Source organism: Mycolicibacter algericus DSM 45454 (assembly GCF_002086455.1).
Classification (GTDB): Bacteria; Actinomycetota; Actinomycetes; order Mycobacteriales; family Mycobacteriaceae; genus Mycobacterium; species Mycobacterium algericum.
In genome coordinates this window covers 135847-160812 of the sequence record NZ_MVHC01000007.1, presented here as the reverse complement: position 1 = coordinate 160812, position 24966 = coordinate 135847, and the positions used below count along the sequence as shown (strand labels likewise).

26 protein-coding genes are annotated in these 24966 nt (G+C 67.7%); 15 read left to right on the top strand and 11 right to left on the bottom strand.

The window, feature by feature from the left end; genetic code table 11:
- The first annotated feature begins 10 nt into the window (after nt 1-10).
- From BST10_RS09765 to BST10_RS09750, 4 genes are all read left to right on the top strand, one after another.
- A complete protein-coding gene (locus BST10_RS09765; RefSeq protein ID WP_041318738.1) occupies nt 11-889 on the top strand; it encodes an alpha/beta fold hydrolase in 879 nt (292 codons plus the stop codon).
- Entirely contained in the window at nt 889-1707 is an 819-nt protein-coding gene (locus BST10_RS09760; protein WP_013830420.1) for an NAD(P)-dependent oxidoreductase, read from the top strand. The genes BST10_RS09765 and BST10_RS09760 overlap by 1 nt, the downstream gene beginning before the upstream one ends.
- Nucleotides 1708-1826: 119 nt before the next feature.
- On the top strand, nt 1827-3029 hold the full coding sequence (locus BST10_RS09755; protein WP_083037588.1) for a cytochrome P450: 1203 nt from the start codon (nt 1827-1829) through the stop codon (nt 3027-3029).
- 12 nt (nt 3030-3041) lie between these two features.
- Nucleotides 3042-3251, top strand: coding sequence for a ferredoxin (locus BST10_RS09750; RefSeq protein ID WP_083037587.1), 210 nt, complete (start codon nt 3042-3044; stop codon nt 3249-3251).
- On the opposite strand, the gene BST10_RS09745 is transcribed toward BST10_RS09750, so the two are convergent.
- The 4 genes from BST10_RS09745 to BST10_RS09730 form a co-directional block, all read right to left on the bottom strand.
- Nucleotides 3248-3556 (bottom strand): DUF1330 domain-containing protein, encoded by a 309-nt coding sequence (locus BST10_RS09745; protein WP_083037586.1) that lies wholly within the window; start codon nt 3554-3556, stop codon nt 3248-3250. The two genes, BST10_RS09750 and BST10_RS09745, sit on opposite strands and share 4 nt — an antisense overlap.
- The gene (locus BST10_RS09740; RefSeq protein WP_013830424.1) at nt 3556-3765 is read right to left on the bottom strand and encodes a ferredoxin; all 210 of its coding nucleotides are present in this window, start codon (nt 3763-3765) and stop codon (nt 3556-3558) included. The genes BST10_RS09745 and BST10_RS09740 overlap by 1 nt, the downstream gene beginning before the upstream one ends.
- Nucleotides 3762-5057, bottom strand: a complete 1296-nt coding sequence (locus BST10_RS09735) for a cytochrome P450 (RefSeq protein WP_083037585.1) — start codon at nt 5055-5057, stop codon at nt 3762-3764. The genes BST10_RS09740 and BST10_RS09735 overlap by 4 nt, the downstream gene beginning before the upstream one ends.
- A 105-nt stretch (nt 5058-5162) precedes the next feature.
- Entirely contained in the window at nt 5163-6443 is a 1281-nt protein-coding gene (locus tag BST10_RS09730; protein WP_083037584.1) for an amidohydrolase family protein, read from the bottom strand.
- A 269-nt stretch (nt 6444-6712) separates the two neighbouring features.
- Between BST10_RS09730 and BST10_RS09725 the strand changes: the two genes are divergently transcribed.
- Genes BST10_RS09725 through BST10_RS09695 form a run of 7 tightly spaced genes read left to right on the top strand, consistent with a single transcriptional unit; the run spans nt 6713 to nt 12416 of the window.
- Nucleotides 6713-7258, top strand: a complete 546-nt coding sequence (locus tag BST10_RS09725) for a carboxymuconolactone decarboxylase family protein (RefSeq protein ID WP_083037652.1) — start codon at nt 6713-6715, stop codon at nt 7256-7258.
- 5 nt (nt 7259-7263) lie between these two features.
- The gene (locus tag BST10_RS09720; protein ID WP_013830428.1) at nt 7264-8553 is read left to right on the top strand and encodes an aromatic ring-hydroxylating oxygenase subunit alpha; all 1290 of its coding nucleotides are present in this window, start codon (nt 7264-7266) and stop codon (nt 8551-8553) included.
- Nucleotides 8537-8860 (top strand): hypothetical protein, encoded by a 324-nt coding sequence (locus tag BST10_RS09715; protein ID WP_013830429.1) that lies wholly within the window; start codon nt 8537-8539, stop codon nt 8858-8860. The genes BST10_RS09720 and BST10_RS09715 overlap by 17 nt, the downstream gene beginning before the upstream one ends.
- Before the next feature lie 2 nt (nt 8861-8862).
- Nucleotides 8863-10083 carry a metal-dependent hydrolase family protein gene (locus tag BST10_RS09710; protein ID WP_013830430.1) on the top strand — a complete coding sequence of 407 codons (1221 nt, stop codon included), beginning with the start codon at nt 8863-8865 and terminating at the stop codon, nt 10081-10083.
- Nucleotides 10067-10489 (top strand): nuclear transport factor 2 family protein, encoded by a 423-nt coding sequence (locus tag BST10_RS09705; protein WP_083037583.1) that lies wholly within the window; start codon nt 10067-10069, stop codon nt 10487-10489. Before BST10_RS09710 ends, BST10_RS09705 begins: the two co-directional genes overlap by 17 nt.
- Nucleotides 10486-11607 carry an acyl-CoA dehydrogenase family protein gene (locus BST10_RS09700; RefSeq protein ID WP_013830432.1) on the top strand — a complete coding sequence of 374 codons (1122 nt, stop codon included), beginning with the start codon at nt 10486-10488 and terminating at the stop codon, nt 11605-11607. Before BST10_RS09705 ends, BST10_RS09700 begins: the two co-directional genes overlap by 4 nt.
- Nucleotides 11608-11609: 2 nt before the next feature.
- On the top strand, nt 11610-12416 hold the full coding sequence (locus BST10_RS09695) for an acyl-CoA dehydrogenase family protein (protein ID WP_013830433.1): 807 nt from the start codon (nt 11610-11612) through the stop codon (nt 12414-12416).
- A gap of 93 nt (nt 12417-12509) precedes the next feature.
- On the opposite strand, the gene BST10_RS09690 is transcribed toward BST10_RS09695, so the two are convergent.
- Nucleotides 12510-13682 (bottom strand): acyl-CoA dehydrogenase family protein, encoded by a 1173-nt coding sequence (locus tag BST10_RS09690; RefSeq protein ID WP_083037651.1) that lies wholly within the window; start codon nt 13680-13682, stop codon nt 12510-12512.
- Nucleotides 13683-13901: 219 nt separating this feature from the next.
- Between BST10_RS09690 and BST10_RS09685 the strand changes: the two genes are divergently transcribed.
- The 3 genes from BST10_RS09685 to BST10_RS09675 all read left to right on the top strand — a co-directional run bounded on the left by BST10_RS09685 (nt 13902) and on the right by BST10_RS09675 (nt 17261).
- Nucleotides 13902-14555, top strand: a complete 654-nt coding sequence (locus tag BST10_RS09685; protein WP_112683995.1) for a TetR/AcrR family transcriptional regulator — start codon at nt 13902-13904, stop codon at nt 14553-14555.
- 158 nt (nt 14556-14713) lie between these two features.
- Nucleotides 14714-16171, top strand: a complete 1458-nt coding sequence (locus BST10_RS09680) for an aldehyde dehydrogenase family protein (protein ID WP_083037581.1) — start codon at nt 14714-14716, stop codon at nt 16169-16171.
- Nucleotides 16172-16190: 19 nt separating this feature from the next.
- Nucleotides 16191-17261, top strand: coding sequence for an NAD(P)H-dependent amine dehydrogenase family protein (locus BST10_RS09675; protein ID WP_083037580.1), 1071 nt, complete (start codon nt 16191-16193; stop codon nt 17259-17261).
- A 4-nt stretch (nt 17262-17265) separates the two neighbouring features.
- On the opposite strand, the gene meaB is transcribed toward BST10_RS09675, so the two are convergent.
- From meaB to BST10_RS09650, 5 genes are read right to left on the bottom strand one after another with little or no spacing between them, the layout of a single operon-like run.
- Nucleotides 17266-18144, bottom strand: a complete 879-nt coding sequence (gene meaB / locus BST10_RS09670) for a methylmalonyl Co-A mutase-associated GTPase MeaB (protein ID WP_083037579.1) — start codon at nt 18142-18144, stop codon at nt 17266-17268.
- Nucleotides 18145-18152: 8 nt separating this feature from the next.
- Nucleotides 18153-18920 carry an enoyl-CoA hydratase/isomerase family protein gene (locus BST10_RS09665; protein ID WP_083037578.1) on the bottom strand — a complete coding sequence of 256 codons (768 nt, stop codon included), beginning with the start codon at nt 18918-18920 and terminating at the stop codon, nt 18153-18155.
- A gap of 59 nt (nt 18921-18979) precedes the next feature.
- Nucleotides 18980-20080 (bottom strand): acyl-CoA dehydrogenase family protein, encoded by a 1101-nt coding sequence (locus tag BST10_RS09660; protein ID WP_013830440.1) that lies wholly within the window; start codon nt 20078-20080, stop codon nt 18980-18982.
- Nucleotides 20067-20972 carry an acyl-CoA dehydrogenase family protein gene (locus BST10_RS09655; RefSeq protein WP_013830441.1) on the bottom strand — a complete coding sequence of 302 codons (906 nt, stop codon included), beginning with the start codon at nt 20970-20972 and terminating at the stop codon, nt 20067-20069. The genes BST10_RS09660 and BST10_RS09655 overlap by 14 nt, the downstream gene beginning before the upstream one ends.
- A complete protein-coding gene (locus tag BST10_RS09650; RefSeq protein WP_083037577.1) occupies nt 20957-22396 on the bottom strand; it encodes a class I adenylate-forming enzyme family protein in 1440 nt (479 codons plus the stop codon). The genes BST10_RS09655 and BST10_RS09650 overlap by 16 nt, the downstream gene beginning before the upstream one ends.
- 71 nt (nt 22397-22467) lie before the next feature.
- On the opposite strand from BST10_RS09650, the gene BST10_RS09645 reads away from it, so the two are divergent.
- Complete coding sequence (locus BST10_RS09645; protein WP_013830443.1) at nt 22468-23487, top strand: ferredoxin--NADP reductase; 1020 nt, start codon at nt 22468-22470, stop codon at nt 23485-23487.
- A 36-nt stretch (nt 23488-23523) separates the two neighbouring features.
- Here the strand turns inward: BST10_RS09645 and BST10_RS09640 are convergent, their stop codons facing one another.
- Entirely contained in the window at nt 23524-24954 is a 1431-nt protein-coding gene (locus BST10_RS09640; protein WP_013830444.1) for an aldehyde dehydrogenase family protein, read from the bottom strand.
- Nucleotides 24955-24966: the final 12 nt, after the last annotated feature.

Genomic DNA, 24966 nt, shown 5'->3' with positions numbered 1-24966 from the left:
GAGCCGCCCGATGAGCCACCCCGTTCGGCCGCGCACGGTCAATGCCGACGGGATACCGATGTCGGCGCTGCTGGCCGAAGTTGCCGATCCGCGTGCCGTGGTCGTCGCCCTGCACGGCGGCGGCACCACTTCGCTGTACTTCGACTGCCCGGGACAACCCGAATTGTCGCTGTTGAGAACCGGTGCGGCACTGGGCTACACGGTGATCGCGCTGGACCGGCCGGGCTATGGCACCTCGGCGCTGTACCCGGAGGCGGTGACCGACCCACAACAGCGTGTCCGGTTGGCCTACCTGGCCGTCGATGCCGTCCTCGGTGACCGGCCGCGAGGCGCCGGGCTGTTCATCCTGGGCCACTCCAACGGCTGCGAGCTGGCGATGCGGATGGCGGTCGACGCGCGCCGCGCCGAGTTACTCGGGCTCGAACTGGCCGGCACCGGACTGCATTACCGGGGCGCCGCACGGCAGGCCTTGAGCTCGGCTGGACCGGGGCAGCGTCCGGTCGGTCTGCGTGAGTTGCTCTGGGAGCCGGCAACGCTGTATCCCGAAGCGGTTCTGCGCGGGACCACCAGCTCATCGCCGGGGTCACCGTATGAAGCCGCCATGGTGGCCGATTGGCCGCGGCACGATTTTCCCTCGCTGGCCGCTCAGATCCGGGTGCCGGTGCGCTTCACCTTCGCCGAACACGAGAAGATTTGGCAATCAGATGCGGCTGCGCAGCGCGACATTCGCGCCCTGTTCACCGCCACAGCCGGCTTCACCACCAATCAACAACCCGAGGCCGGCCACAATCTCAGCCTCGGCTTCAGTGCGGGCAACTACCACCGTTCGGTGTTGTCATTCGTCGACAAGTGCGTGGCGACCGCCGCGCGGAATTCGGAGGTCAGTTGATGCGGGTCGGTTTCATCGGACTGGGCAGCCAAGGCGCGCCGATGGCGCGACGCATCATCGAGGGCGGCTACTCGACGACGCTGTGGGCACGCCGGGCCGCCACGCTGGAGGCCTTCGCCGACACCGAGGCGCGCGTCGCGGACTCGCCGGCCGACCTCGGTCATGCCAGCGACCTGGTCTGCCTGTGTGTGGTCGGCGATGCCGATGTCGAGCAGGTGGTGCAGGGCGAGAACGGCGTGCTGGCCGGGATGCAGCGCGGCGGCGTCATCGCGATTCACAGCACCGTGCACCCGGACACCTGTCGCCGGTTGGCCGAACACTGCGCCCGGCAGGGCGTGTCGCTGATCGACGCACCGGTCAGTGGCGGCGGACCGGCCGCCGAGGCCGGGACGCTGCTGGTGATGGCCGGCGGCGACGAGGAGGTGGTGCAGCGGTGCCGGCCGGTATTCGACACCTACGCCGACCCCGTCGTGCATCTGGGTGGACTCGGATCGGGCCAGGTGACCAAGCTGCTCAACAACCTGCTGTTCACCGCCAATCTGGGCACCGCCGCGACCGCGCTGGCACTGGGCGAGCAACTGGGGGTGTCGCGGGAGCGGCTGGCCGAGGTGGTCAGTCGTGGCAGTTCGAACAGCTTTGCGCTCAACAGCATCCGGGGATCCGGCGGAACCCTGGATCGGCTGGCGGCAATGGCCGGGACGCTGTTGCAGAAGGACGTGCGCCTGGTGGCCGATCTGGCACAGCAGGCGGCGGCGACACCGGGCGCGGTGCTCGACGCCGCCGACGCCGCGCTGGCGCTGATGGATCATCCGCGATGACGACGCCGGACTTTCCGAATCCCCTTCCGCGGTAGACCTGTTTATCTTACAGTTGGGCATACGGTCTAACGCCCGGTCACCACGTTTTTCAGCCGGTTCTCGCCGCTGAGGAGGATTCAATGACCAAGCCGAAACTCGTCTTCGACCCGTTTTCGGAGGAGTATTTCAACGATCCGTTCGAAATCTATCGGCGTATGCGCGAAGAAACCCCGCTCTACTACGACGAGCAGGAGGACTTCTACGCACTGACCCGGCACGAGGATGTGGCGGCGGCACTCAAGGATTTCGAGACCTACTCCTCGGCCCGCGGTTGCGACCTGGCGATGGTGCGCTCGGATGAACCCCCCCAGAAGTCGATCATCTTCATGGACCCGCCGGATCACCGGCACATGCGCAGCCTGCTCAACAAGGCGTTCACGCCGCGGGCGATCCAGGCGCAGCGGGCGACCATCATCGAGCAGGTCGAGCGGTTCCTCGGCGCCGCGAACCCGGATCACTTCGATGTGGTGCAGGATTTCTCCGGCCCGTTCCCGGTCGAGGTGATCACCCGAATGGTCGGGGTGCCCGATGAGTTCCGGCAGCAGGTGCGGCATTGGATGAATATCTCGCTGCACCACGAACCCGGGCAGATCGAAATCAGCGAAGTCAACATGCAGGCCAACATCGATACCGCGATGTACTACTACGGGTTGGTGCAGGAACGGCGGACCAACCCGCAGGACGACATGCTCAGCAGGCTGATCGCCGCCGAGATCCCCGGCGACGACGGTCAGCCGCGCCGGCTCGACGATATTGAAATCACCGGTTTCGCTGCGCTATTGGGCGGCGCCGGCGCCGAGACGGTCACCAAGCTGGTCGGCAACGCCGCGGTGATCTTCGCCCGAAACCCGGACCAGTGGCGCAAACTGCTCGACGACCGCAGCAAGGTGCCGGCTGCCGTGGAGGAGCTGCTGCGCTACGAGGGGCCGGTGCAGTACAACGTGCGCTACACCCTCAAGGAGGCGCACGTCAGCGGCGGCACCATCCCGGCGGGCAAGCCGGTGTTCTTGCTCAACGCCGCGGCGAACCGCGACCCAGATGCCTTCACCGACGCCGACACCTTCGACATCGACCGGGATCAGACCGAGGCACAGCACCTGGGCCTCGGCTATGGGATCCACAGCTGTCTGGGAGCGGCGCTGGCCCGGATGGAGAGCACCATCGCGCTGGAGCGATTGTTGGACTTCATGCCCCGCTACGAGGTGCAGTGGGATGGCCTGCAACGGGTTCACATGCAGAACGTCGCCGGCTGGCAGAACGTCCCGGTCCGGGTGCTCCGGTAGGTGCCGGCGCCCATGACAAACCGGAAAGTCGTCGTCGACTACGGGCTGTGTGAAGCCAACGCGATCTGCATGGGCATCAACCCGGACGTGTTCCACCTCGATGACGACGACACCCTGCACATCCTGCAGCCCGACATCACCCCCGAGACCGAGAATGATGTGCTCGAGGCGGTCCGCCGGTGCCCACGGCAGGCGCTGTCGATCGTCGAGGACGGCGACTAGCGCGCCGGGAACCCGGAGAGGATGACGGCGTTGCAGTCGGCGGCGGCCTGCCGCAGTTTCGCCGCCTGCTGGTAGCCCTCGGAGTGGTACCAGGCTCGGGCGGCGTCCACCGACTCGAATTCCAGTACAATGGTTTGATTCCCGTGCCAGTCGCCTTCGACCACCTCGGCCTTGGTGTCGACCGCCAGGATCTTCGCGCCGCCCGCTGCCATCGTCGGCTGGGCGGCCTTACCGTAGGCGATCATGCCCTCCGGGTCGTTGATGGCCTCGGTCAGAATGACATAGCCCTTGGGCCCGTTGGACATTAGCTCTCCTCTTGCGAATCGGTGACATCGTCGATGGCGTGTTCCGGGCATTGTTTGATGGCGTCACGAACCGCGTCCTCGAGGTGCGCCGGCACCTCATCGACGGTGACCTCGGAGTAGCCGTCGTCGTTGATGGCGAAGACCTCGGGGCAGATCGTGGTGCAGATGCCATGGCCGGCACAGCGATCCGGGTCGACCCACGCCTTCATCGCGTTCCCTCCCCGGCCGGGGTGAACTCCAGATTCAGGTCGATCAGACCACGCAGGATGTAGGTCGGAATGTAGCTGAAACGTCGTGCGCCGGGCGGGCCGTGCCGCTCTTCGGAGATGCTGATCTCGGCCGTTCGATCCAGCAGCCGCTCGAGCGCGATGCGGGTCTCGGCCCGGGCCAGCGGCGCCCCGGGGCAGCTGTGGATTCCCCGCCCGAACGTGATGTGCTGGCGCGCATTGCTGCGGGCGGGATCGAAGGTGTCCGGGTCGCTGAAGCGGCGTGGGTCGCGGTTGGCGCCGGCAGCCAGCACCATCAGCGTGGTGCCGGCCGGGACTGCGACCCCGCCGACCTCGGTGTCGACCCGGGAGAGCCGGAAGTCACCCTTGACCGGGGTCTCAAAGCGCAGCACCTCCTCGATGAAGTTGGGGATCAGTGCCCGGTCGTCACGCAGCCGCTGCTGGATCGCGGGAGTCTCCCCGAGGATCTTCAACGCGGACCCGAGCAGTCGCACCGTCGTCTCCTGGCCGGCCGAGTAGACGTTGGCGGCCACCCGCGCCACGTCCATCGGGTCCGGGATCGAGCCGTCCGGGAACGTCGCCTCGGCCATCCCGGTGAGCACGTCGCCGCGCGGATTACGGCGACGGTCGGCGATGTAGTCGGCGAAGGTGGCGTAGAGGAACTCCAGCGGACTGTGCGCCAGCGCCTTGGCATCGGTACTGCCGATCCCGCCGCCCACATTGCGCCCCATGTTGTTGACGAACTCGTCGCGGTCTTCATCGGGGACGCCCAGCAGGTCCGCGATGACCAGCAGGGTGAACGGGGCGGCGAAGCCGTTGATGAACTCTCCGGCGCCGGGGGCGAGAAATCCGTCGAGCACCTGATCGGCCAACTCCCACATCGCGTCCTCGTTCTCCTTGAGGCGCTTGGGGGTCAGCAGGCGCATCAGCAACGCCCGGTGGTTGGTGTGCGTCGGCGGGTCCAGCGTCGGAAGCTGGTCGCTGAACGGCAGTTCGTCGCGGTGCTTGTCGATCAGCCCCGCCACGGTCTCGCCGCCCAGGTCGCCGTCGAGGGGCACCGGGAAGCCGGGGAACGGGCCCGTCACCGCGATGCACGACGAGAACACGTCGGCGTTGCCGGCCACGGCGCACGCCTCATCCCACCCGGTCACCATCATCACGCCGTGGTGGGGCTCGCGGGTGACCGGCGAGCGCTCCCGCAGGGCGTGCAGATAGGGGTAGGGGTCGCCGACGACCGCCTGGTCGGTAAAGAAATCGATGTCATCCGGATTCATCACGAGCCCCGCTCCACTCCCTGGATCTCGCATCCGAGAATGCCATTCTCGAATACGATCGACACACTTTCACACCCGCGGGTGCCCGTCAACGCAAGCCCCCGCTCAGCTGTTCGACCGCGCCGCGTCCATCAGCGCATTCGCCTGTCGCTCACCGTGCTTGTGCTGGCTGAGCGCGCGAATCGAGACATCATGGCCCTCGGCGGCTTTCCGCAACCCGCCCACCGTGGCCTGGTCACGCGGGATGTGGGCGAACGGGTCGAACGAGTACCAGCGCATGGCGTTGAGGTGGGTCATCTTGTTGATGTCGTCATCGGGGACGTTGTTGGCGCTGAGCACATCCCAGAGCTCTTCGGGCGCCCCCGGCCACATCGAGTCGCTGTGCGGGTAGTCGGCCTCCCACGCGATGTTGTCGATGCCGATATCGTGCCGGAGCTTCACACCGACCGGATCGGAGATGAAGCAGGTCAAGAAGTGCTCCCGGAACACCTCGGAGGGCAGCTTGCCGCCGAAGTCCTGCCCGGTCCAGACCGAGTGCATCTCGTAGGTGCGGTCCACCCGCTCCAGGAAATACGGGATCCAGCCGGTGCCGCCCTCGGAGAGCGCGATCTTGAGGTCGGGATAGTCCTTCACCGGCTTGGACCACAACAGGTCCGCGGCCGCCTGCACGATGTTCATCGGCTGCAGCGTGATCATCACGTCCATCGGCGCGTCCGGCGCGGTGATGGCCAGCTTGCCCGACGACCCGATGTGGACATTGAGCACGGTGTCGGTGTCACACAGCGCTTTCCACAGCGGGTCCCAGTAGGGATCGTGAAAACTCGGGTAGCCCATGGCCGCCGGGTTCTCACTGAACGTCAGGGCGTGCACACCCTTCTTGGACACCCGCCGCACCTCGGCGGCGCACTTCTCGGCGTCCCAGATCACCGGTAGCCCCATCGGTATGAAGCGCCCCGGGTACGCCCCGCACCACTCGTCGATGTGCCAGTCGTTGTAGGCCTGCACCAGTGCCACCGAGAAGTCGGGGTCGTCGGTGGCGAACAGCCGCCCGGCGAAACCGGGAAACGACGGAAAGCAGATCGAGCCGAGGATGCCGCCGGCGTTCATGTCTTTGATGCGCTCGTCGACGTTGTAGCAACCGGGCCGGATCTCGTCGAGCCCCTGGGGCTCCAGACCGTATTCCTCCTTGGGCCGGCCCGCGACCGCGTTGAGGGCGACATTGGGGATCACCACATCACGGAACTGCCAGGTATCGGAGCCGTCCGCGTTGTGCACCAGCCGCGGCGCGTCATCGAGGTACTTGCGCGGCAGGTGGTTGGCGAACATGTCCGGCGGTTCAACGGTGTGGTCATCGACGCTGACCAGAATCATGTCGTCCTTGTTCACGGCCCAGCCTCCGATCCGGGTCCGGCAGCGGCGCCGGTCCCCTGACGCTTCTGACGTCTGCAATGAAAACTAGCTTCCCCATTTCGGAGAATCAACCTTCTGGCCGCCCCGGCGGGCCGGGCGCCGCCGGACGCGGTCGCACAACCCCCGAACGCGCCCGGCCCGACCGCCCTGCCAGCGGCGACGGCCGAGTGTTGACCAATCGCGAGAAACATGGAAATCTATTGGTCAAATATGAGAATGTGATTCTCACTAGCGAGGAGGAGCAGATGCGGCTGGCCCCGCTGTCGCAGTCCCAGTGGGACGATGAGGCGGTCCAGCGTGCGCTCGCCCAGGTGCTGACCGCCGATCGGCGCAACCCGCGCGACGCCGGCTCCGCGATGACCATGCTGGTCCACCACCCGAAACTGGCCCGGGTATTCCTGAAGTTCAACGTCGAACTGCTCTACCGCGGAACGCTGCCCGACAAGTTGCGCGAGCTCGCCATCCTGCGGACCGCCCACCGCCGCGGCTGCGAATACGAGTGGGTCCACCACATCACGATCGGCAAAGAGGCCGGGCTCACGGACGCCGACATCGAAGACCTGCAACACGGCGCGGCGGGCGACGTGTTGCATCAGGCGGTGCTCACCGCCGCCGACGAGCTCGACGAGGATTCCCGGCTCTCCCCCGCCACCGAGGCGATCCTCACCCAGCACCTGGACGAGCACCAGCTGATGGAACTCGTCTTCACGGTCGGCTGCTACAGCATGCTGGCCATGGCCTTCAACACTTTTGGCGTTGAACTCGATGAAGAACCCGAATCAGGGAGGTAATTTCCGTGGCACATTTCCCCAAGCCGGCAGCCGGTAGCTGGACGCAGGCCTATCCCGAGCTCGGCACTGAGCCGGTCGATTACACCGACTCGTTCGATCCGGCGCATTTCGCCGACGAGCAGGAGGCGATCTTCAAGCGCACCTGGCTACACGTCGGGCGAGTCGAGCGGCTGCCCAAGACCGGCAGCTACTTCACCCGGGAACTCCCCTCGGTGTGCAAGGGCACCTCGATCATCATCGTCAAGGGCAAGGACGGCGTGGTCCGGGCGTTCCACAACATCTGCCGCCACCGCGGAAACAAGTTGGTGTGGAACGACTTCCCGAACGAGGAGACCGAGGGCACCTGCCGCCAGTTCACCTGCAAGTACCACGCGTGGCGCTACAGCCTCGACGGCGACCTGACGTTCATCCAGCAGGAGGGCGAGTTCTTCGACGTCGACAAGAGCCAGTACGGCCTGGTCCCGGTGCGCTGCGAGGTGTGGGAAGGTTTCATCTTCGTCAACTTCGACGACAACGCCGGCCCGCTCAACGAATACCTCGGATCGCTGGCCAAGGGCCTGGAGGGCTACCCGTTCGCCGAGATGACCGAGGTCTACTCCTACAAGTCCGAAATCGGCAGCAACTGGAAGCTGTTCCTCGATGCGTTCGTGGAGTTCTACCACGCGCCGATCCTGCACCAGGGCCAGTACACCAAGGAAGAAGCCGCCAAGATCCAGAAATACGGCTACGAAGCGCTGCACTACGAGTTGGCCGGACCACACAGCCTGCAATCAACGTGGGGCGGTCAGTCGCCGCCGGCCGACCTCAACATGGTCAAGCCGCTGGACCGGGCGCTGCGCAGCGGATTGTTCGGCCCTTGGGACAAGCCGGATCTCATCGCCGACCTCAAGGAATTGCCACCGTCGGTGAACATCAAGCGAGTGCCGCAGTGGGGCATCGACTCGTTCGTGTTCTTCCCCAACTTCATGATTCTGATCTGGGAGCCGGGCTGGTACCTGACTTACCAGTACTGGCCGACCGCTGCCGACAAGCACACCTTCGAGGCGAGCCTGTACTTCGTGCCGCCGCGCAATGCCCGGGAGCGTCTGGCCCAGGAACTGGCCGCGGTGACCTTCAAGGAGTACGCGCTGCAGGACGCCAACACCCTGGAAGCCACCCAGACCATGATCGGCACGAAGGTCGTGGACGACTTCTTGTTGTGCGACCAAGAGGTCCTGATTCGACACCTGCACAAGACCGCCCGCGACTACGTATCCGAATACAAGAAGGAGCACGCCAATGGCGCTACCGTCTGACTTCGCTGACCTGCAGCCCTACGCCGACTGGGATCTGGCGACCGAGCCGGAGCGCTACGCCAAGCGACTGGCCTCCACCATGGGCGAGATGCAGGAGTTCTACGACGCCGCGTTCGGGCGACTCGAGGACGCCATCAACTACCTGGACAAGTTCGACCTGAACGATCTGCCCGATGATGCACGCTCGCTGATGCACCTCATGCAGTCTTTGGTGATGGTCTCCTTCCCGATCGAGGCCTGGAAGCAGCCGCGAGTCCCGGACAGCGGCGCCGCCTGGATCGACTGCATCAAGGAACCGGTCGTCTAAAGGTGCTGACGCTCAAGGCGGCCGGGCTGCTTGACGTCGACTCCGGCGAGATCATCCGGCCCGGGGTCATCCGGGTCGAGGGTGATCGGATCGTCGGCATCGGCGACGCCGCGGCCTCGGATGACGAGGTGCTGGATCTGGGTGACCTGATCCTGCTGCCCGGGCTGATGGACATGGAGGTCAACCTGCTGATGGGCGGCCGGGGTGAGAACCCCGGCCTGTCCCAGGTCCAGGACGATCCGCCGACCCGGGTACTGCGTGCGGTGGGCAATGCCCGGCGCACGCTGCGGGCCGGCTTCACCACGGTGCGCAACCTCGGGTTGTTCGTCAAGACCGGCGGCTACCTGCTCGACGTTGCGCTGGGCAAGGCGATCGACGCCGGCTGGATCGAAGGCCCGCGGGTGGTGCCGGCCGGCCATGCCATCACGCCCACGGGCGGGCACCTGGATCCGACGATGTTCGCCGCATTCATGCCCGGCGTGCTGGAGTTGACGGTCGAGGAGGGCATCGCCAACGGTGTCGACGAGATCCGCAAGGCGGTCCGCTACCAGATCAAGCACGGTGCACAACTGATCAAAGTGTGCTGTTCCGGTGGCGTCATGTCGCTGACCGGAGAGGCGGGCGCCCAACATTATTCGGACGAGGAACTGCGCGTGATCGTCGATGAGGCGCACCGCCGCGGGCTGCGCGTCGCCGCGCACACCCACGGCGCCGAGGCGGTCAAACACGCGGTGGCGTGCGGGATCGACTGCATCGAGCACGGCTTCCTGATGGACGACGAGGCGATCGCCATGCTCGTCGAGCACGACCGCTTCCTGGTCACCACACGGCGGTTGGCCGAGGCGATGGACGTCTCCAAAGCCCCGCCGGTGTTGCAGGCCAAGGCAGCCGAGATGTTCCCCAAGGCGCGCACTTCCATCAAGGCCGCCTACGAGGCGGGGGTGAAGATCGCCGTCGGCACCGACGCACCGGCGATCCCGCACGGCCGCAACGCCGACGAACTGGTCACCCTGGTCGACTGGGGGATGCCGCCGGCCGCCGTGCTCAAGGCGGCGACGGTGACCGCTGCCGAACTGATCAACGCGGCCGACCGCGGCCGGCTGGCCGAGGGCCTACTCGCAGACATCATCGGGGTACCGGGAGATCCGTTGTCCGACATCACCGTTACCCGCAACGTACAGTTCGTCATGAAAGGCGGTCAGGTGTATGTCAACAAGAACTGACGACCTCGTCGAGATCCAGCAGACGCTGGCGCGCTACGCGGTGACCATCACCCAGGGCGACATCGACGGGCTGGTGGCGGTGTTCACCCCGGACGGCACCTACAGCGCGTTCGGCGAAACCTACTCGCTGGACCGGTTTCCGGTGCTGGTCGATGCCGCCCCCAAAGGCTTATTCATGACCGGCACCCCGGCGATCGAACTGGACGGCGACACCGCGACCGGCACCCAACCGTTGTGCTTCATCGACCACGCCAGCCACGACATGCGCATCGGCTACTACAACGACACCTACGTGCGCACCGCCGACGGCTGGCGGCTTCGGACCCGCGAGATGACGTTCATCCGGCGCAGCGGCGCCCATGATGCGGGGCGGCCGCACGCCGTGGGCAGGCCCGAAGCGGGATGAGTGCACTGCACGATCCCGCCGAGTTCCGCACCCAACTACGCGCCTGGCTCGACGCCAATGATCTGGCGCCGTCCGAGGACGACTCGCTGGAAGCGCACATGCGGCAGTTCGCCCGGGTCCAGCGCGCGCTCTACGAGGCCGGGTGGGGCCGTTACGGCTGGCCCGAGCGCGCCGGCGGCCTCGGCGGCCCGGACGTGCTGCGGGCCATCGTCGGTGAAGAGGTCGTCGGTCGCCGATTGGCGGAGCCGGGACCGTACTCCATGCTCGAGGTGCTCACGCCGACGATGATCGACTACGCCCGGCCCGAGCTCGCTGCCGAGATGGTCCCCCGACTGTTGCGCGGCGACGAGCAGTGGTGCCAAGGCTTTTCCGAGCCGGGCTCGGGAAGCGACCTGGCCTCGCTGACCACCCGGGCCGCCCCGCGCGGCGACCAGTGGGTGATCAACGGGCAGAAGGTCTGGACCAGCTTCGCCCAGCACTCGCAGCGGTGCATTCTGCTGACGCGTACCGGCGACGCGGATACGCCCAACCACCAGGCGATCACGGCGTTCTTCGTCGACGTCGACAGCCCCGGGATCGAGGTGCGGCCGCTGCAGACCATGCACGGCGTCGACGAGTTCTGCGAGGTGTATTTCGACGATGTGGTCGTCGACGGCTCGCGGATGCTCGGCAAGCCCGGCGACGGGTGGCAACTCGCCATGGACCTGCTGCCCTATGAGCGGTCCACCTGCTTCTGGCAGCGCATCGCCTACCTGTACTCGCGCTTCGACGCACTGATCGCCGCGGTGAAGCGCCAGGGCGCCGAGATCGACAGCGACCTGGGCGCGGTGTATCTGGCGCTGCACACCTTGCGTTGCCGCTCCCGGGCCACCCAGCACCGGCTGGCCGACGGCCATCGGCTGGGCGCGGAGACCTCGATCGACAAGGTGCTGCTGGCCGCCGCCGAACAACTGCTCTACGACACCGCCCGCGAGTTGCTGCCGGGCACGATCGAGCTGGCCGAGGGCGAATGGCGCACTGAGTACCTGTACTCCAGGGCCGCCACGATCTACGGGGGTACCGCCGAGGTGCAACGCAACATCATCGCCCGCCGCCTGCTCGAGCTCGGGAAGGAGTGACGATGTCCGGCGAGATCGACGCGGCATCACTGGCCCTGCTGGAGGGCACCCTCCGCAAGACCATGCTGGGATGTTCCGGCGCGGAGCTGGACGGGGCCCTGGCCGAGCTCGGTTGGGCGGAAATGCTCTCCGAGAACCCGGATCTGGCCATACCGCTGGTGTTCCGGCTGCTCGGCGAGACGGGTTCACATGCATCGGTGCTCAACGACGTGATCCTGGAGACCATCGGTGGCCTGCCCGGCGGCACCCCGCCGATGCCCTATGCCGGTGGCCGCTGGGTGATCTGGGAACGCGGCCGGCACGAGGGCGATACCGCCGCCCTCGGTGGGCTTCCGCTGCGAGAGGTGCCCGACGGCGAGCTGATGCGACTCGGCGAGGCGCGGCGCGCGGTGTGCTGGTGGCTGATCGGCTCGGCGCGCGCAATGCTCGCCCTGGCCCGCCAACACGCCCTGGACCGAGTGCAGTTCGGTAAGCCAATCGCGTCCTTCCAGGCCGTTCGGCACCGGCTCGCCGAGACCCTGGTGGCCATCGAGGGCGCCGAGGCGACGCTGGCGGCGCTGACCGCGGAAAGCCCGGACCTGTCCTCCATGCTGGCCAAGGCCGCCGCGGGCAAGGCCGCACTGACCGCGGCCAAGCACTGCCAGCAGGCGCTGGGCGGTATCGGGTTCACCGCCGAGCACGACCTGCATCGTCACGTCGAGCGGGTGCTGGTGCTCGACGGATTGCTCGGCGGCTCCCGGGAACTGACGCGCCGGGTCGGCGGCGGCCTGCGGGCCCGCGGCTCGGCGCCCCGGCTGGCGCAGCTTTAGACCGCCGAGCAGACGCCAAAGCCCCCAAATCCACGCGTTTTAGGGGGCTTTAGCTGGGGGCACCTCCCGCTTGCGGGGGACTGCTCGCGCTATTTACCGCGGCAGGCCCAGCACCCGTTGCGCGATGATGTTGCGCTGGATCTCCGACGTGCCACCGGCGATGGTCCCCGAGAAGCTGCGCAGGTAGCGATCGAACCAGCCGGCGGTCGCGTAGTCCTCGTTCATCGGCATGTAGGTGCCGGAACTGCCCGGGTGTGCCAGGCCGCCGCTGCCGGCCGCGTCGAGCGCGTGCTCGGCCGCGGTCTGCACCGCCTCAGAGCCCAGCAGCTTCAGCACCGACAGCGCAGGGACGTCCTGTTCGCCGCGCGCCGCCTGGGCCAGTGCCACCGAGCCGAGCAGCTGCAGCGCCTGGTGATCCATCAGCAAGGTCGCGAAACGGTCGCGGTTCAGCGCCCCGGCCGGCCGGAAGTCGTGGATCAGGTCGCGCAACCGATCGGCGAAGCTCATCCACAGCAGCGTCCGTTCGTGCCCGAGCGAGCCGTTGGCCACCCCCCAGCCGCCGTTGAGCGGACCGACCAGGTTCTCGGCGGGAACCACCACGTCGGTGAAGAACACCTCGTTGAAGTCGACGTCGTCGTGGTCGCACGCCGACGCGAACGGCCGCCGCACCACGCCGGGGGTATCGGTCGGGATCAGCAAGACACTGATGCCCTTGTGTTTGGGGGCGTCCGGGTCGGTCCGTACGAAGGTCAACAGCACGTCGGCGTCGTGGGCGCCCGAAGTCCATACCTTCTGACCGTTGACCACGAAATGGTCGCCGTCCAGTACCGCGCGGGTCTGCAATCCGGCCAGGTCCGAGCCCGCACCCGGCTCGCTCATGCCCAGCGACGCCGTGATCTCGGCACGCAGGATCGGGACGGCCCACCGCCGCTTCTGCTCATCGGTGCCGAACGAGAGCAGCGACGCCGCGATGATGCCGACCCCTTGCGGATTGAAGCTGGGGTAGATCCGCCGGCGTGACAACTCCTCGGAGTGCACGTACTGCTGCAGGATCGTGGCGTTGCGGCCGCCGTACTCCGGTGGGTTGCCGGGCAGCAGCCAGCCGTTGTCGAACAGCAGTCGCTGCCAGCGCCGTGCCCAGTCCGGGACGTGGGAGCACGACCGAGATCGCTCGAGCGCCTCGGCGTCGGTGGGTAGATGTTCGTCGAGGAACGCCGAGAACTCCGCCCGGAAATTCTCGACGTCGGAATCAAAGGCCAGCTGCACCGACACTCCTCGGCTCGGGCGTCTCGGGCTCTCCGTCCGGACCGGCTCGGATGTTGCGAGTCCGCTTCCATAGACGCAGCGATGAGAATATCATTCTCGAATGGAGAAGTTGCGATCTCAGAATCGTCAGCCCCGATCCGGTGTGGCGCGACGCCGGCTGGTTACCGTCCAGTACAGTTGCGCTGTGCCTCGCCTACCGCACACCCGCCCGGAGTGCCGGTGACCAGCCCGAGCGAAGAACCCGCCTGGAAGCAGCGCGCGGTCGAACGCTCCATCAAGACAGCGAAAATTCGCGCGGCACAACGCGTCCAGCGGTTCCTGGACGCCGCCCAGTCGATCATCATCGAGAAGGGCAGCACCGACTTCACCGTGCAGGAGGTCGTCGACCGCTCGCGGCAATCCCTGCGCAGCTTCTACCTGCAGTTCGACGGCAAACATGAGCTGCTGCTGGCACTGTTCGAGGACGCCCTGAGCCGCGCGGCCGAACAGATCCGCGCCGCGGCAGCCAACTACACCGATCCGCTCGAACGCCTCAAAGTCGCGGTGGAGTTGCTGTTCGAGTCGTCGCGGCCGGACCCGGCGGCCAAACGGCCGCTGTTCACCGACTTCGCCCCGAGCCTGCTGCTGACCCACCCCGCCGAGGTCAAGGTCGCCCACACCCCGCTGTTGGCATTGCTCACCGAGCTGACCGAAGACGCGGCCGCCGCCGGGCGGCTGCGCGCCGGCTCCAACCCCAAACGGGTGGCGGCGATGATCATGCAGACGGTCATGTTCAACGCCCAATCCAGCCCGGCCTCAGCCGATCCGGCCGTCAAACCGCTGACCGCCGACGAGGTGTGGGACTTCTGCGCGAACGGCTTCGCGCGCAGCTGACCGCCGCGCTCGACCCGGTTCGTCCGCCCGCTGATCGCCGAGCGCGAGCGGAGCGCTCCGCTGCGGCTCGGCAACTCCAGAACCCTGGACTTCCCCTCGTGAAGCGCATAGCCTCATGCTGCGAACCCAATTATCCGCATGCGAGAAGAGGATTACCCATGTCGGTGCAGACGGTGTTGGATGACATCCGGAAGGTTCCCGGCACCGGTGACGTGATCCCGATCATCGACCCGGCCACCGAAGAGCAGCTCACCGAGTTCACCGACTGCGGACCCGAAGCCGTCAACGACGCCGTCGCCCGCGCCAAGGCCACCGCCGAGTCCGGTGTGTGGTCACAGCTGGCCGACTACGACCGGGCCCGGGTGCTGTGGCGGATCGCCGACCTGATCGACGAGAACGCCGAGATCCTCGCCGAACTCGAGTCCGTCAACGCGGGCATCCCCGCCTCCCAGGCCGCCATCATCACCAAGGTCGGCTCGGAGTGGTTCCGCTATTACGCCGGCTGGTGCACCAAGATCGACGGCATCGCACGCGACGTGAACACCGGCGGCCTGACCGGCATCGAATCCCATCAGCACGTCTACACCCTGCGCGAGCCCTATGACGTGGTGGGGCTGATCTTCCCGTGGAACGGCCCGGTCTTCAACTTCTGCGCCAAGCTGGCCCCGTCGCTGGCCGCCGGTTGCAGCAGTGTCGTCAAGCCCGCCGAGGAGACCCCGCTCTCGGCACTGGTGCTGGACCGGATCCTGTCCGAGGCCGGGGTGCCCGACGGCGTGGTCAACATGGTGCTGGGCTACGGGCACACCGCCGGTGCGGCCATCACCGCGCATCCCGACGTGGACAAGGTCGCGTTCACCGGTTCCACCGAAGTCGGCCGGGAGATCGTACGGGCCTCGGCCGCAAGCAATCTCAATAAGGTGACGTTGGAACTCGGCGGCAAGTCGCCGGTGCTCATCTACGACGACGCCGATCTCGACATGGCCATCACCATGGCCTCGTTCGGCACGTTCGTGCACTCCGGGCAGGCGTGCGTGTGCGGCTCGCGCATCTTCGCCCAGCGCGGCGTTTACGAGCGGGTCGTGGAGGGCGTCGCCAACATGGCCAACAGCATGCAGCTCGGCGGCCCCAAAGACGACGGCGTCATGATCGGACCGCTGATCAGCCAGAAGCAGCTCACCCGGGTGCTCGGCTACCTGGAGCAAGGCAGGTCCGACGGTGCCGAGCTCGTCACCGGTGGACACCGGCTGGACCGCAAGGGCTACTTTGTGCACCCCACCGTCGTCACCGACGTCGACCCCGACTCCAGCCGGCTGTTCCAGGAGGAGATCTTCGGGCCGGTGGTCACGATCCTGCCGTTCGACGACGACGACGAGGCGATCGCGCTGGCCAACAACAGCACCTACGGGTTGGCCGCTACCGCGTGGACGTCCAACCTGGGCCGGGCCCACCGGCTGGCCAAGCGTCTCAAGGCCGGAACGGTGGGGTTGAACTGCCAGATGCAGTTCGACCACTCGATGCCGTTCGGCGGGTACAAGCAATCCGGCTGGGGCTACGAGTCGGGCAAGGCCGGTATCGAGACCTATCTCCAGACGAAGGTCGTCTGGGCGCAGATGTAGGCAAGACAAGGTGATACATATGGCGACCGTCCCCTATCGGATCGTCCAGTGGACGACGGGCAACGTCGGCAAGAGTTCCGTCCGGGCGATCGCCGCCAATCCCGATTACGAACTCGTCGGACTCTTCGCATGGTCCGACGACAAGGTCGGCCGCGATGCGGGCGAATTGGTCGGCATCGATCCGCTCGGGATCCCGGCCACCAACGACGCCGCGGCGCTGCTGGCGCTGAAACCCGACTGCGTGGTCTACAACCCGATGTGGATCAACGTCGACGAACTGGTCGAGATCCTGTCGGCGGGCGTCAACGTGGTGACGTCGGCGTCGTTCATCACCGGTCGCAACCTCGGCGACGATCGAGCCCGCCTCGAGGAGGCGTGCCGCAAGGGCGGCGCCACGCTGTTCGGTTCCGGTGTCAGTCCCGGATTCGCCGAACTGCTGGCCATCGTGGCGGCGACGGCCTGCGACCGGGTCGACAAGGTCACCATCACCGAAACGGCCGACACCACGCTGTATGACTCCCCCGACACCGAGCGCCCGGTGGGGTTCGGTGCCGCCATCGACGACCCGGACCTGGCGCCGATGGCCGCCAACGGCACCGCGGTGTTCGCCGAGGCGGTGCAGCTGGTCGCCGACGCGATCGGCGTCGAGCTCGACGAGATCACCTGTGTATCCGAATACGCCCAGACCACCGAGGATCTGGCGATGGCGTCGTGGACCATCCCGGCCGGTCACGTCGCGGGCGTGTTCGCCAGCTGGCGGGGCATCGCCGGCGGTGAGACCGTGATCGACATCAACGTGCGGTGGCGCAAGGGCCAGACGCTGGAACCAGATTGGCAACTCGACGGCGACGGTTGGAAGATCACTATCGACGGCCGCCCGACGGTCAACATGCAAGTCGGCTTCACGCCGCCGCCGGACCTGATCGCCTCGGCGAAGTCGATCGACGATTTCTTCGAGCTCGGCCACATCATGACCGCGATGCCGCCGATCAACGCCATCCCGGCCGTGGTGGCAGCCGAGCCGGGCATCGCCACCTACAACGATCTGCCGCTGCACCTGCCGCGCTGGTCGGCCCGGAAGCGGTCCTGAAGTCTCATTCGCCCTCCGGCGACAACAGCCGCTCCGCCGCCGAATAGGGGTCATCGCTGCCGTCGACGACCAACTCGGCGAGTCTGCCCAGCGCCGGGTGGGACCGCAGCCGGGTCTGTGCCAGCGACAGGATCTGTGACCGCGCCCGCGCCAGCCGGCGGTCCCGGCTGTCGGTGCGGTGGTGGGCCTCGATGGTGTCGACCAGCTCGCCGAGACCGTCGCCCCGCGAGGCGATCAGGGTGAGTATCGGTGCGCCGGTGTGCTTCAGCTCGACCCGGAGGTCACGTACGGTCTGTTGCGCGCCTTCGCGGTCGGCCTTGTTGACCACCACGATGTCGGCCACCTCCAGCAGTCCGGCCTTGGCGGCCTGCACCGCATCACCGGCACCCGGATTGAGCACGACGATCGTCGGCGCCGCGATCGCGGCGATCTCGATCTCGGACTGGCCCACCCCGACCGACTCCAGCAGCAGCACGTCGTAGCCGAGCCCGGCCAGCAACTGGATGGCCGCCGGCACCGCTTCGGCCAGCCCGCCGAGGTGGCCACGGGAGGCCACCGAGCGGATCAGCACCGCCGGATCGTTGATGTGCGCGGCCATCCGGATGCGATCACCTAGCAGCGCGCCGCCGCTGAACGGCGAGGACGGGTCGACGGCCAGCACCGCCACCCGCAGGTCCCGCTCGCGATATGCCCCGACCAGAGCCGCGATCGTGGTGGACTTGCCGGCGCCGGGCGGCCCGGTCACCCCGATGACCCGGGTGGTGGCGGGCCCGACGGCGGACAGCACCTCGGTGCGCCGGCCGCTTTCGACCAGGCTGAGCAGCCGCCCGGTGGCACGCACCGAGCCGGCCCGCGCCGCGACGAGCAACTCGGCAATCTGCATCGGCGGGGTCAATTCTGCTTCGCGGTGAGCCGATCGATGATGGCGTTGAAGTCGTCGGTCATAAACGACTGGTCCTCGGCCATGTTCGCGAAGTCCAAGGTGGCCAGCACCGCGCGCTCCAGGTGGATGTTGAGCAGCCGCTTGGTGCTCTCCACCGCCTGGCGGGGCAGCTCGATGATGCGCTTGGCACACGAGATCGCCTCGGCCACCGGGTCTTCCACCACGTGGTTGGCCAAGCCCAGCTCGACTGCGCGGGCGGCCGGAATCCGGGCTCCGGTCAGCGCGTACTCCTTGGCCTGCAGCAGACTCATCTGCAACGGCCAGGTCAGCGGTCCACCGTCGGCGGCGACCAGACCGACCTGCACGTGCGGATCCGCGAGGTAGGCGCCTTCGGCCATGTAGACGATGTCGCTGAGCGCCACCAGGCTGCAGCCCAGCCCGACGGCGGGCCCGTTGACCGCGGCGATCACCGGGGTTCGGCAGCGCGCCATCCCCAGCACGATCTCCCGGCCGTGCGCAATCGTCTTGGCGCGCAGCTTGTCGTCGCGGCGGATCTCGTCGAGGTAGCTGAAGTCGCCGCCGGCAGAGAATGCCCGCCCACTGCCGGTCAGCACCGCGGCACGGGCATCGTGATCCTCGTCCAGCTGTGTCCACAGTTTCGCCAGGCCGCAGTGCAGTGCGTCATTGACGGCATTCAGCGCGTCGGGGCGGTTGAGCGTGATGATGCGCAACGGACCATCGGCGCGCACGTCGATTTCAGCAGGCATGTCGTACATGTCTAGACTCCCTTATCTTGTCGTGACCCGCTTCACCCGGGCTTCGCCCGCGTTCGCGATCACTCGGTCAATCCCAGGATTCGGCCGGCAATGATGTTCTTCTGAATCTGCGAGGTCCCGCCCATCACACTCTGGGCGCGGCTGTAAAGGTAGGCGCTGAGCAGGTCGGGGTCGTCGACGCCACCGACCGCCAGCGCGGCGTGGCCGACGGACTGTTCCACCCAGGTCATCAGCAGCTTGTCCAGCGAGCCCTCGGGCCCGTGCGACAGGCCGTCAAGCTGTTCGGAGAGCCGCCGACGGACGTGTAACCGCAGCATCTCCGTTTCCACTGCCGCCCAAGCCAATTCCTCGGGCACCTCGGCACCGGCACGATCCACCCGAGCCGCCATCTGGCGGACGAGTTTACCGTAGCGGGCCGAGTACCCCAGCGTCGACGGCTCGCGCTCGTGGCCGACGACGGTCATCGCCAGTTTCCACCCCTCGCCCGGTTCGCCCACCAGCTGGCTCGCCGGAACGGTGGCGCCGTCGAAGAGCACCTGCCCGAATTCGGTGGTGACACCGTTGATCATCCGCAGCGGCCGCTGCTCGATGCCGGGCTGGTGCATGGAGATGATGAACGCCGAGATACCGCGGTGCCGCGGCGCGTCCTTGTCGGTGCGGGCCAACAGCAGACACCAGTCGGCGACGTCGGAGTAGCTGGTCCAGATCTTGTGGCCGTGAATAACGTAATCGTCGCCATCGCGGGTCGCGGTGGTGGTCAGCGACGCCAGGTCCGAGCCGGCTCCGGGCTCGGAGAACCCCTGGCACCAGCGCTGCGTGCCGTCGATCATCCCGGGCAGGAACCGTTGCTGCAGTTCCTTGCTCGCGTGGCGGCCCAGCCCGACGACCAGATAGCCCAGGCTCGGTCGCGGCGGGGCGCCGGCGGCGGCCAGTTCCTCGTCGACGATCACGTCGTAGACCGGTGGCAGCTCCTGGCCGCCGTACTCGCGGGGCCAGGACACCCCGAAGAAGCCGGCGCCGTAGAGGGCCTGGTGCCATTCGCCCTGGCGCGCCCAGTACTCGTCGTCGCCGGCGGCGGGAAAGGTGCCGGCCCGCTCGGTCAGCCAGGACCGAAGCCGGTTGCGGAAGTCGGCCTCGGCGGGCGAGTCACGAAAGTCCATCAGCGATCTCCCTAATCGTCACGGGCCACAGGCCGGTCGAGGTCAACGCACGCCGCAGGTACACATGCGCCAGGCATTCCCAGGTGTTGCCGATACCGCCGTGCACCTGGATCGCGGTCTCGCAGACCGTCCGGGCGGTGCGGGCGCAGTAGATCTTGGCGATGCGGGCGGCACGGACCGCGTCGGCCGCGTCGGCCTCGTCGACCGCCCAGGCGGCATGCCGTAGCACGCTCACCGAGCCTTCGATCAGTGCCAGACCCTCGGCGAGCAGATGGGCGATGGCCTGATAACTGCCGATCGGTTTGCCGTACTGTTCGCGGATCTTGGCGTAGTCGCATGCCAGTGCGTGCGCGCCGCGCGCGGCGCCGACCAGGTCGGCGCCGGTGGTCACCAGCGCCAGCGCCTGCCACGCCGCGGCGCTCTCGGCGCTGAGCTCACCGAGCTGGTGCGGCTCCCCGGCCAGTTCGGCGCCGGGCCGGGTCAAGTCGGCTCCGCACCGCAGCGCGCCGAGCGGGACGGTCAGTACCGCGCGCTCGCGCACCGTGACGGCCTGCTCGGCCCCGCGGGCGTCGACGGCGGTCCGGTGGTGGGTGACCGTGGCCGGCGCTGATCCCAGCGTCACGTGCCGGCCCAGATCGTCGGCGAGCACCGGACCGAGGAACGGCACGTCGACCAGGCCGCGGCCGAACTCCTCGGCGACGATCGCCACCTCCACGCCGGACGCCCCGTCGGAGCGCAGCGAGCGCCAACCCGTTTGGGCGACAGCCTTTTCCAGCCGGGCCACTCGACCGGCATCGTCGAGTTCGGCGACCGAGCCGGGCCCCAGATCGTCGGCGAGCTTCGCCGCGGCCTCCCGCAGTTGTCGCTGCTCGGCATTCAGCCGGACATCCATAGGCGCTCCTTCAGTAGTCGACGCAACAGCTTTCCGGACGGCAGCCGGGGAATCTCGGGAACGACCACGACCCGGCGCGGGTGCTTGTAGGTGGCGAGCCGATCGGCCACCAGCTCGGTCAGCTCAGCCTCGCTGACCGGTGCGCGCAGCGCGACCGCTGCCACGACGGCCTCCCCGTCGCGCTCATCGGGCACCCCGAACACCCCGCAGTCGGCGACGGCCGGATGCTCGTGCAGCACCGCCTCGATCTCGGCGGGGGCCACCTGAAAACCGCGGACCTTGATCATCTCCTTGCAGCGGTCGGTGATCCGCAACCAACCGCCGGCGTCGAGGTAGCCGACATCACCGGTGTGAAACCAGCCGTCGCGCAATACTTCCGACGTCGCCTCGTCGGGAAGATAGCCGGCCATCAACGACTCGGAACGGGCCAGGATCTCACCGGGGACGCCCGGCGGCAGCGGCTCGCCGGTGGCCATGTCCACCACCTGAAGCGCCACCCCGGGAACCGGGCGACCGACGGTGTCCAGCACCGCCTCGTCCCCGCGGGCCCCGTCGGTCGGGCTGCAGGCCAGCACCGGCAGCTCGCTGGTGCCGTAGGCGGGCACCCAGCTGACCCCGGTGCGCCGGGTGACCTGTTCGGCGACGGCGGCGGTGATGGGCGTGGCGCCCCACATGATGTAGCGCAGCGACGACAGGTCGAACGATTCCAGCTCCGGGTGTGCGGCGATGGCCAGCGCGATCGGTGCCACCGCCATCTCCACGGTGATCCGGTCTTGGCCGATCGTTGCCAGCATCACGTCGATGTCGAAGCGGCGGTGCAGCCGCACCTGCGCCCCGACGCTCAGCGCGGTCAGGATGTTGAGCAGCCCGAGGATGTGTGACGGCGGGGTCACGACCTGGATCCGGTCATCCGCGGTCAGCCCCAGCGCATCCCGCCAGTGCCGCACTCCCGCGGCCAGCGAGGCGTGGGTGTGCCGTACCGCTTTGGGCAGGCCGGTGGTACCGGAACTGAACACCAGCAGTGCGTCGGCGCCCGGCAGCGGTGGATCACCCTCCCAGGTGCCAGCCGGAATCTCGGCCGTCACTTCATCGAGGTGCCGCATCGGCATCAGCTCGGCCAGCACCGACTGGTCGCCGAGCGCGTAGCGGGGCTGGGTCAGCGCCAGCGCGTGCGCCACCTCGTCGCGCTTCCAGGCGGGACTGATCAGGGCGGCCACCGCCCCGAGCCGCCAGATGGCCTGCACGGCGACGACGAACTCGGGCCGGTTCGACGCCATCAACGCGACCCGGTCACCGGCCGTCACGCCGTCGGCGGCCAGCGCGGCCGCCAGCGCGCCGGCCCGTGCGTCAAGCTCCGGCAGGGGTAACTGCCGGTCCTCGAACGTGAGCACCGCGGTGGATGACGCACGCAGCCCAGAAGACATTTGAGAAGATCCTATCGGTTTGAGAGAATAGTATTCTCTGTAACGAAGAACGCAAACCGGAAGGGGTGGTCATGGCGGTCACTCATGTTTTCCAGCGGGCGACCGTGACCCGCATCGTCAAGGAGACCGCCGACGCGTACACGTTCGTGCTGGCACCGCATGAGGGGACGTTCCCCTACCGGGCCGGTCAGTACTCGACGTTCCAGGTACACGTCGACGGCGAGGAGCTCTACCGGTCCTACTCCATGTCGAGCGCCCCGGAGACCGACACCGAGCTGATGACCACGGTCAAGCGGGTGCCCGGCGGGAAGGTGTCGAACTGGTTGCTGGACAACCTCGCCGAGGGCGACGAGTTGACCATGACCCGCGCGGCGGGGACCTTCTGCCTGGACTCCTCGGACTCCCCGCTGCTGGGATTCTCCGGCGGCAGCGGGATTACGCCGATCCTGTCGCTGGCCAAGAGCGCGCTGGCCACCACCGACCGCACAGTACGGCTGCTCTGCGCCGACCGGGACGCCTCGGCGGCGATCTTCGACGACGCGCTGAGCGAACTCGCCGCCCGGTACCCGGGCCGGCTGTCGGTGCAGCGGCATCGCGACGCCGAGAACGGGCTGCTCGACGCGGCGGCCGTCACCGCGTTCGTCGGCGCGGACACCGGGGCCGACTGCTACCTGTGCGGCCCGGAGGGCTTCATGGCGGTGGTGCGCCAGGCCTGGCCGGGCCCGGGTCGGCTGTTCGTCGAGGACTTCGACACCGGCGGCGCTGCCGCCGAGATACCGACGGCGGCACCGGCCGCTGCCGGCACCGCGGCCGAGGTGAGCGGGACGGTGACGATTCACCTCGGGCGCAAGAAGGAGTCGGTGCCGCGCGTCGCCGGCGAGACCCTGCTGGAGAGCGCCCGGCGGGCCGGGCTGACACCGCCGTTCTCCTGCGAGGCCGGCAACTGCGGCACCTGCATCGCCCACATCAGCGAGGGCAGCGCGAAGATGATCGCCAACACCGCACTCGACGATGATGAGGTCGCCGACGGCTACATCCTGACCTGCCAGGCTGTTCCCGAAGGCGGCTCGATCACCGTCCACTACGAATAGTCATCGAATGGTCGGGCCGGGCCCGGCCGCCGGTTGTCAACCGGCGGCGGCCCCGTAGCCCAACGTGCTCTTGATCTCCACATATTCGTGGAAACCGGCATCGCTCCACTCACGGCCGTTGCCGCTGCGCTTGTAGCCGCCGAACGGTGCGTTCATGTCGAAGGCGTGGTTGATCGCCACCGAGCCGGCCCGGATCCGGCGGGCGATCCCGCGCGCGGCGTCGAGGTCGGCGCCCGACACGTAGCCGGCCAGGCCGTAGTCGGTGTCGTTGGCGATCTCGACGGCCTCGTCCAGGTCGTCATAGCCGAGGATGCACAGCACCGGGCCGAAGATCTCTTCGCGCGCGATCGTCATCTGGTTGTTCACGTGCGCGAAGACCGTCGGTCGAACGAAGTAGCCGCTGTCGAGTCCGTCGGGCCGGCCCGCGCCGCCCGCGGCGACGGTCGCCCCCTCGGCGATGCCCTGCTCGATCAGGCCCTGCACCTTGGCGAACTGCGCCGCCGACGCCACCGGGCCGATCGCCTTGGCGTCGGCGGGATCACCCACCTTCACCTGCTCGGCGACCGCCTTCGCAATCGCGATGGCCTCGTCCATCCGGGAGTTGGGCACCAGCATCCGTGACGGCGCATTGCAACTCTGCCCGGAGTTGACCATCATGACCGACACGCCCGCGGTGACGCTGGCGGCGAACGCATCGTCGTCGAGCACGATGTTGGGGCTCTTGCCGCCGAGTTCCTGGGTCACCCGCTTCACCGTCGGCGCGGCGTTCTCGGCCACCGCGACACCGGCCCGGGTCGAACCGGTGAACGACACCATGTCGACGTCGCGATGTTGCGCCAGGGCCACCCCGACGCCGGGACCGTCGCCGTTGACCATGTTGTAGACGCCGGCCGGAACGCCCGCGGCGGCCATGATCTCAGTGAAGATGTAGGCCGAGAACGGCGCGACCTCCGAGGGTTTGAGCACCATGGTGCACCCGGTCGCCAGCGCCGGGTAGACCTTCACCGCGATCTGGTTCAGCGGCCAGTTCCACGGGGTGATCAGACCGCAGACCCCGATCGGCTCCCGGACCACCAGGGTGTCGCCACGCTGTTCTTCGAACGCGAAGTTCTTCAGCGCGTCGATCGCGGTCAGCATGTGGCCGAGCCCGAGTTGCACCTGGGTTCCCCCGGCCAGCGCGGGCGGCGCCCCGATCTCCTCGTGCACCGCATCGGCGAGATCACTGCTGCGGCGCTGATATTCGGCCAGGATCGACTGCAGCAGATCCAGGCGTTCGGTACGGCTGCTCTGCGACCAGCCGGCAAACGCCCGCCGCGCCGCAGCGACGGCACGGTCGACGTCGGCGGCCGAACCGAGCGCGATCTTGCCGGCGACCTGCTCGGTGGCCGGGTTCTCGACGTCGAGGGTGGTGAGCTCGACCGGGTCCACCCACTGGCCGTCGATGTAGAACTTGAGGTATTCGCGCATCACTACACTCCT

Excerpts from the sequence above, each read along its gene's own strand:
- BST10_RS09765 (WP_041318738.1), top strand. The coding sequence starts at position 11 with ATGAGCCACCCCGTTCGGCCGCGCACGGTCAATGCCGACGGGATACCG.
- BST10_RS09760 (WP_013830420.1), top strand. The coding sequence starts at position 889 with ATGCGGGTCGGTTTCATCGGACTGGGCAGCCAAGGCGCGCCGATGGCG.
- BST10_RS09755 (WP_083037588.1), top strand. The coding sequence starts at position 1,827 with ATGACCAAGCCGAAACTCGTCTTCGACCCGTTTTCGGAGGAGTATTTC.
- BST10_RS09750 (WP_083037587.1), top strand. The coding sequence starts at position 3,042 with ATGACAAACCGGAAAGTCGTCGTCGACTACGGGCTGTGTGAAGCCAAC.
- BST10_RS09745 (WP_083037586.1), bottom strand. The coding sequence starts at position 3,556 with ATGTCCAACGGGCCCAAGGGCTATGTCATTCTGACCGAGGCCATCAAC.
- BST10_RS09740 (WP_013830424.1), bottom strand. The coding sequence starts at position 3,765 with ATGAAGGCGTGGGTCGACCCGGATCGCTGTGCCGGCCATGGCATCTGC.
- BST10_RS09735 (WP_083037585.1), bottom strand. The coding sequence starts at position 5,057 with ATGAATCCGGATGACATCGATTTCTTTACCGACCAGGCGGTCGTCGGC.
- BST10_RS09725 (WP_083037652.1), top strand. The coding sequence starts at position 6,713 with ATGCGGCTGGCCCCGCTGTCGCAGTCCCAGTGGGACGATGAGGCGGTC.
- BST10_RS09715 (WP_013830429.1), top strand. The coding sequence starts at position 8,537 with ATGGCGCTACCGTCTGACTTCGCTGACCTGCAGCCCTACGCCGACTGG.
- BST10_RS09705 (WP_083037583.1), top strand. The coding sequence starts at position 10,067 with ATGTCAACAAGAACTGACGACCTCGTCGAGATCCAGCAGACGCTGGCG.
- BST10_RS09700 (WP_013830432.1), top strand. The coding sequence starts at position 10,486 with ATGAGTGCACTGCACGATCCCGCCGAGTTCCGCACCCAACTACGCGCC.
- BST10_RS09695 (WP_013830433.1), top strand. The coding sequence starts at position 11,610 with ATGTCCGGCGAGATCGACGCGGCATCACTGGCCCTGCTGGAGGGCACC.
- BST10_RS09680 (WP_083037581.1), top strand. The coding sequence starts at position 14,714 with ATGTCGGTGCAGACGGTGTTGGATGACATCCGGAAGGTTCCCGGCACC.
- BST10_RS09675 (WP_083037580.1), top strand. The coding sequence starts at position 16,191 with ATGGCGACCGTCCCCTATCGGATCGTCCAGTGGACGACGGGCAACGTC.
- meaB (WP_083037579.1), bottom strand. The coding sequence starts at position 18,144 with ATGCAGATTGCCGAGTTGCTCGTCGCGGCGCGGGCCGGCTCGGTGCGT.
- BST10_RS09665 (WP_083037578.1), bottom strand. The coding sequence starts at position 18,920 with ATGTACGACATGCCTGCTGAAATCGACGTGCGCGCCGATGGTCCGTTG.
- BST10_RS09660 (WP_013830440.1), bottom strand. The coding sequence starts at position 20,080 with ATGGACTTTCGTGACTCGCCCGCCGAGGCCGACTTCCGCAACCGGCTT.
- BST10_RS09655 (WP_013830441.1), bottom strand. The coding sequence starts at position 20,972 with ATGGATGTCCGGCTGAATGCCGAGCAGCGACAACTGCGGGAGGCCGCG.
- BST10_RS09650 (WP_083037577.1), bottom strand. The coding sequence starts at position 22,396 with ATGTCTTCTGGGCTGCGTGCGTCATCCACCGCGGTGCTCACGTTCGAG.
- BST10_RS09645 (WP_013830443.1), top strand. The coding sequence starts at position 22,468 with ATGGCGGTCACTCATGTTTTCCAGCGGGCGACCGTGACCCGCATCGTC.
- BST10_RS09640 (WP_013830444.1), bottom strand. The coding sequence starts at position 24,954 with ATGCGCGAATACCTCAAGTTCTACATCGACGGCCAGTGGGTGGACCCG.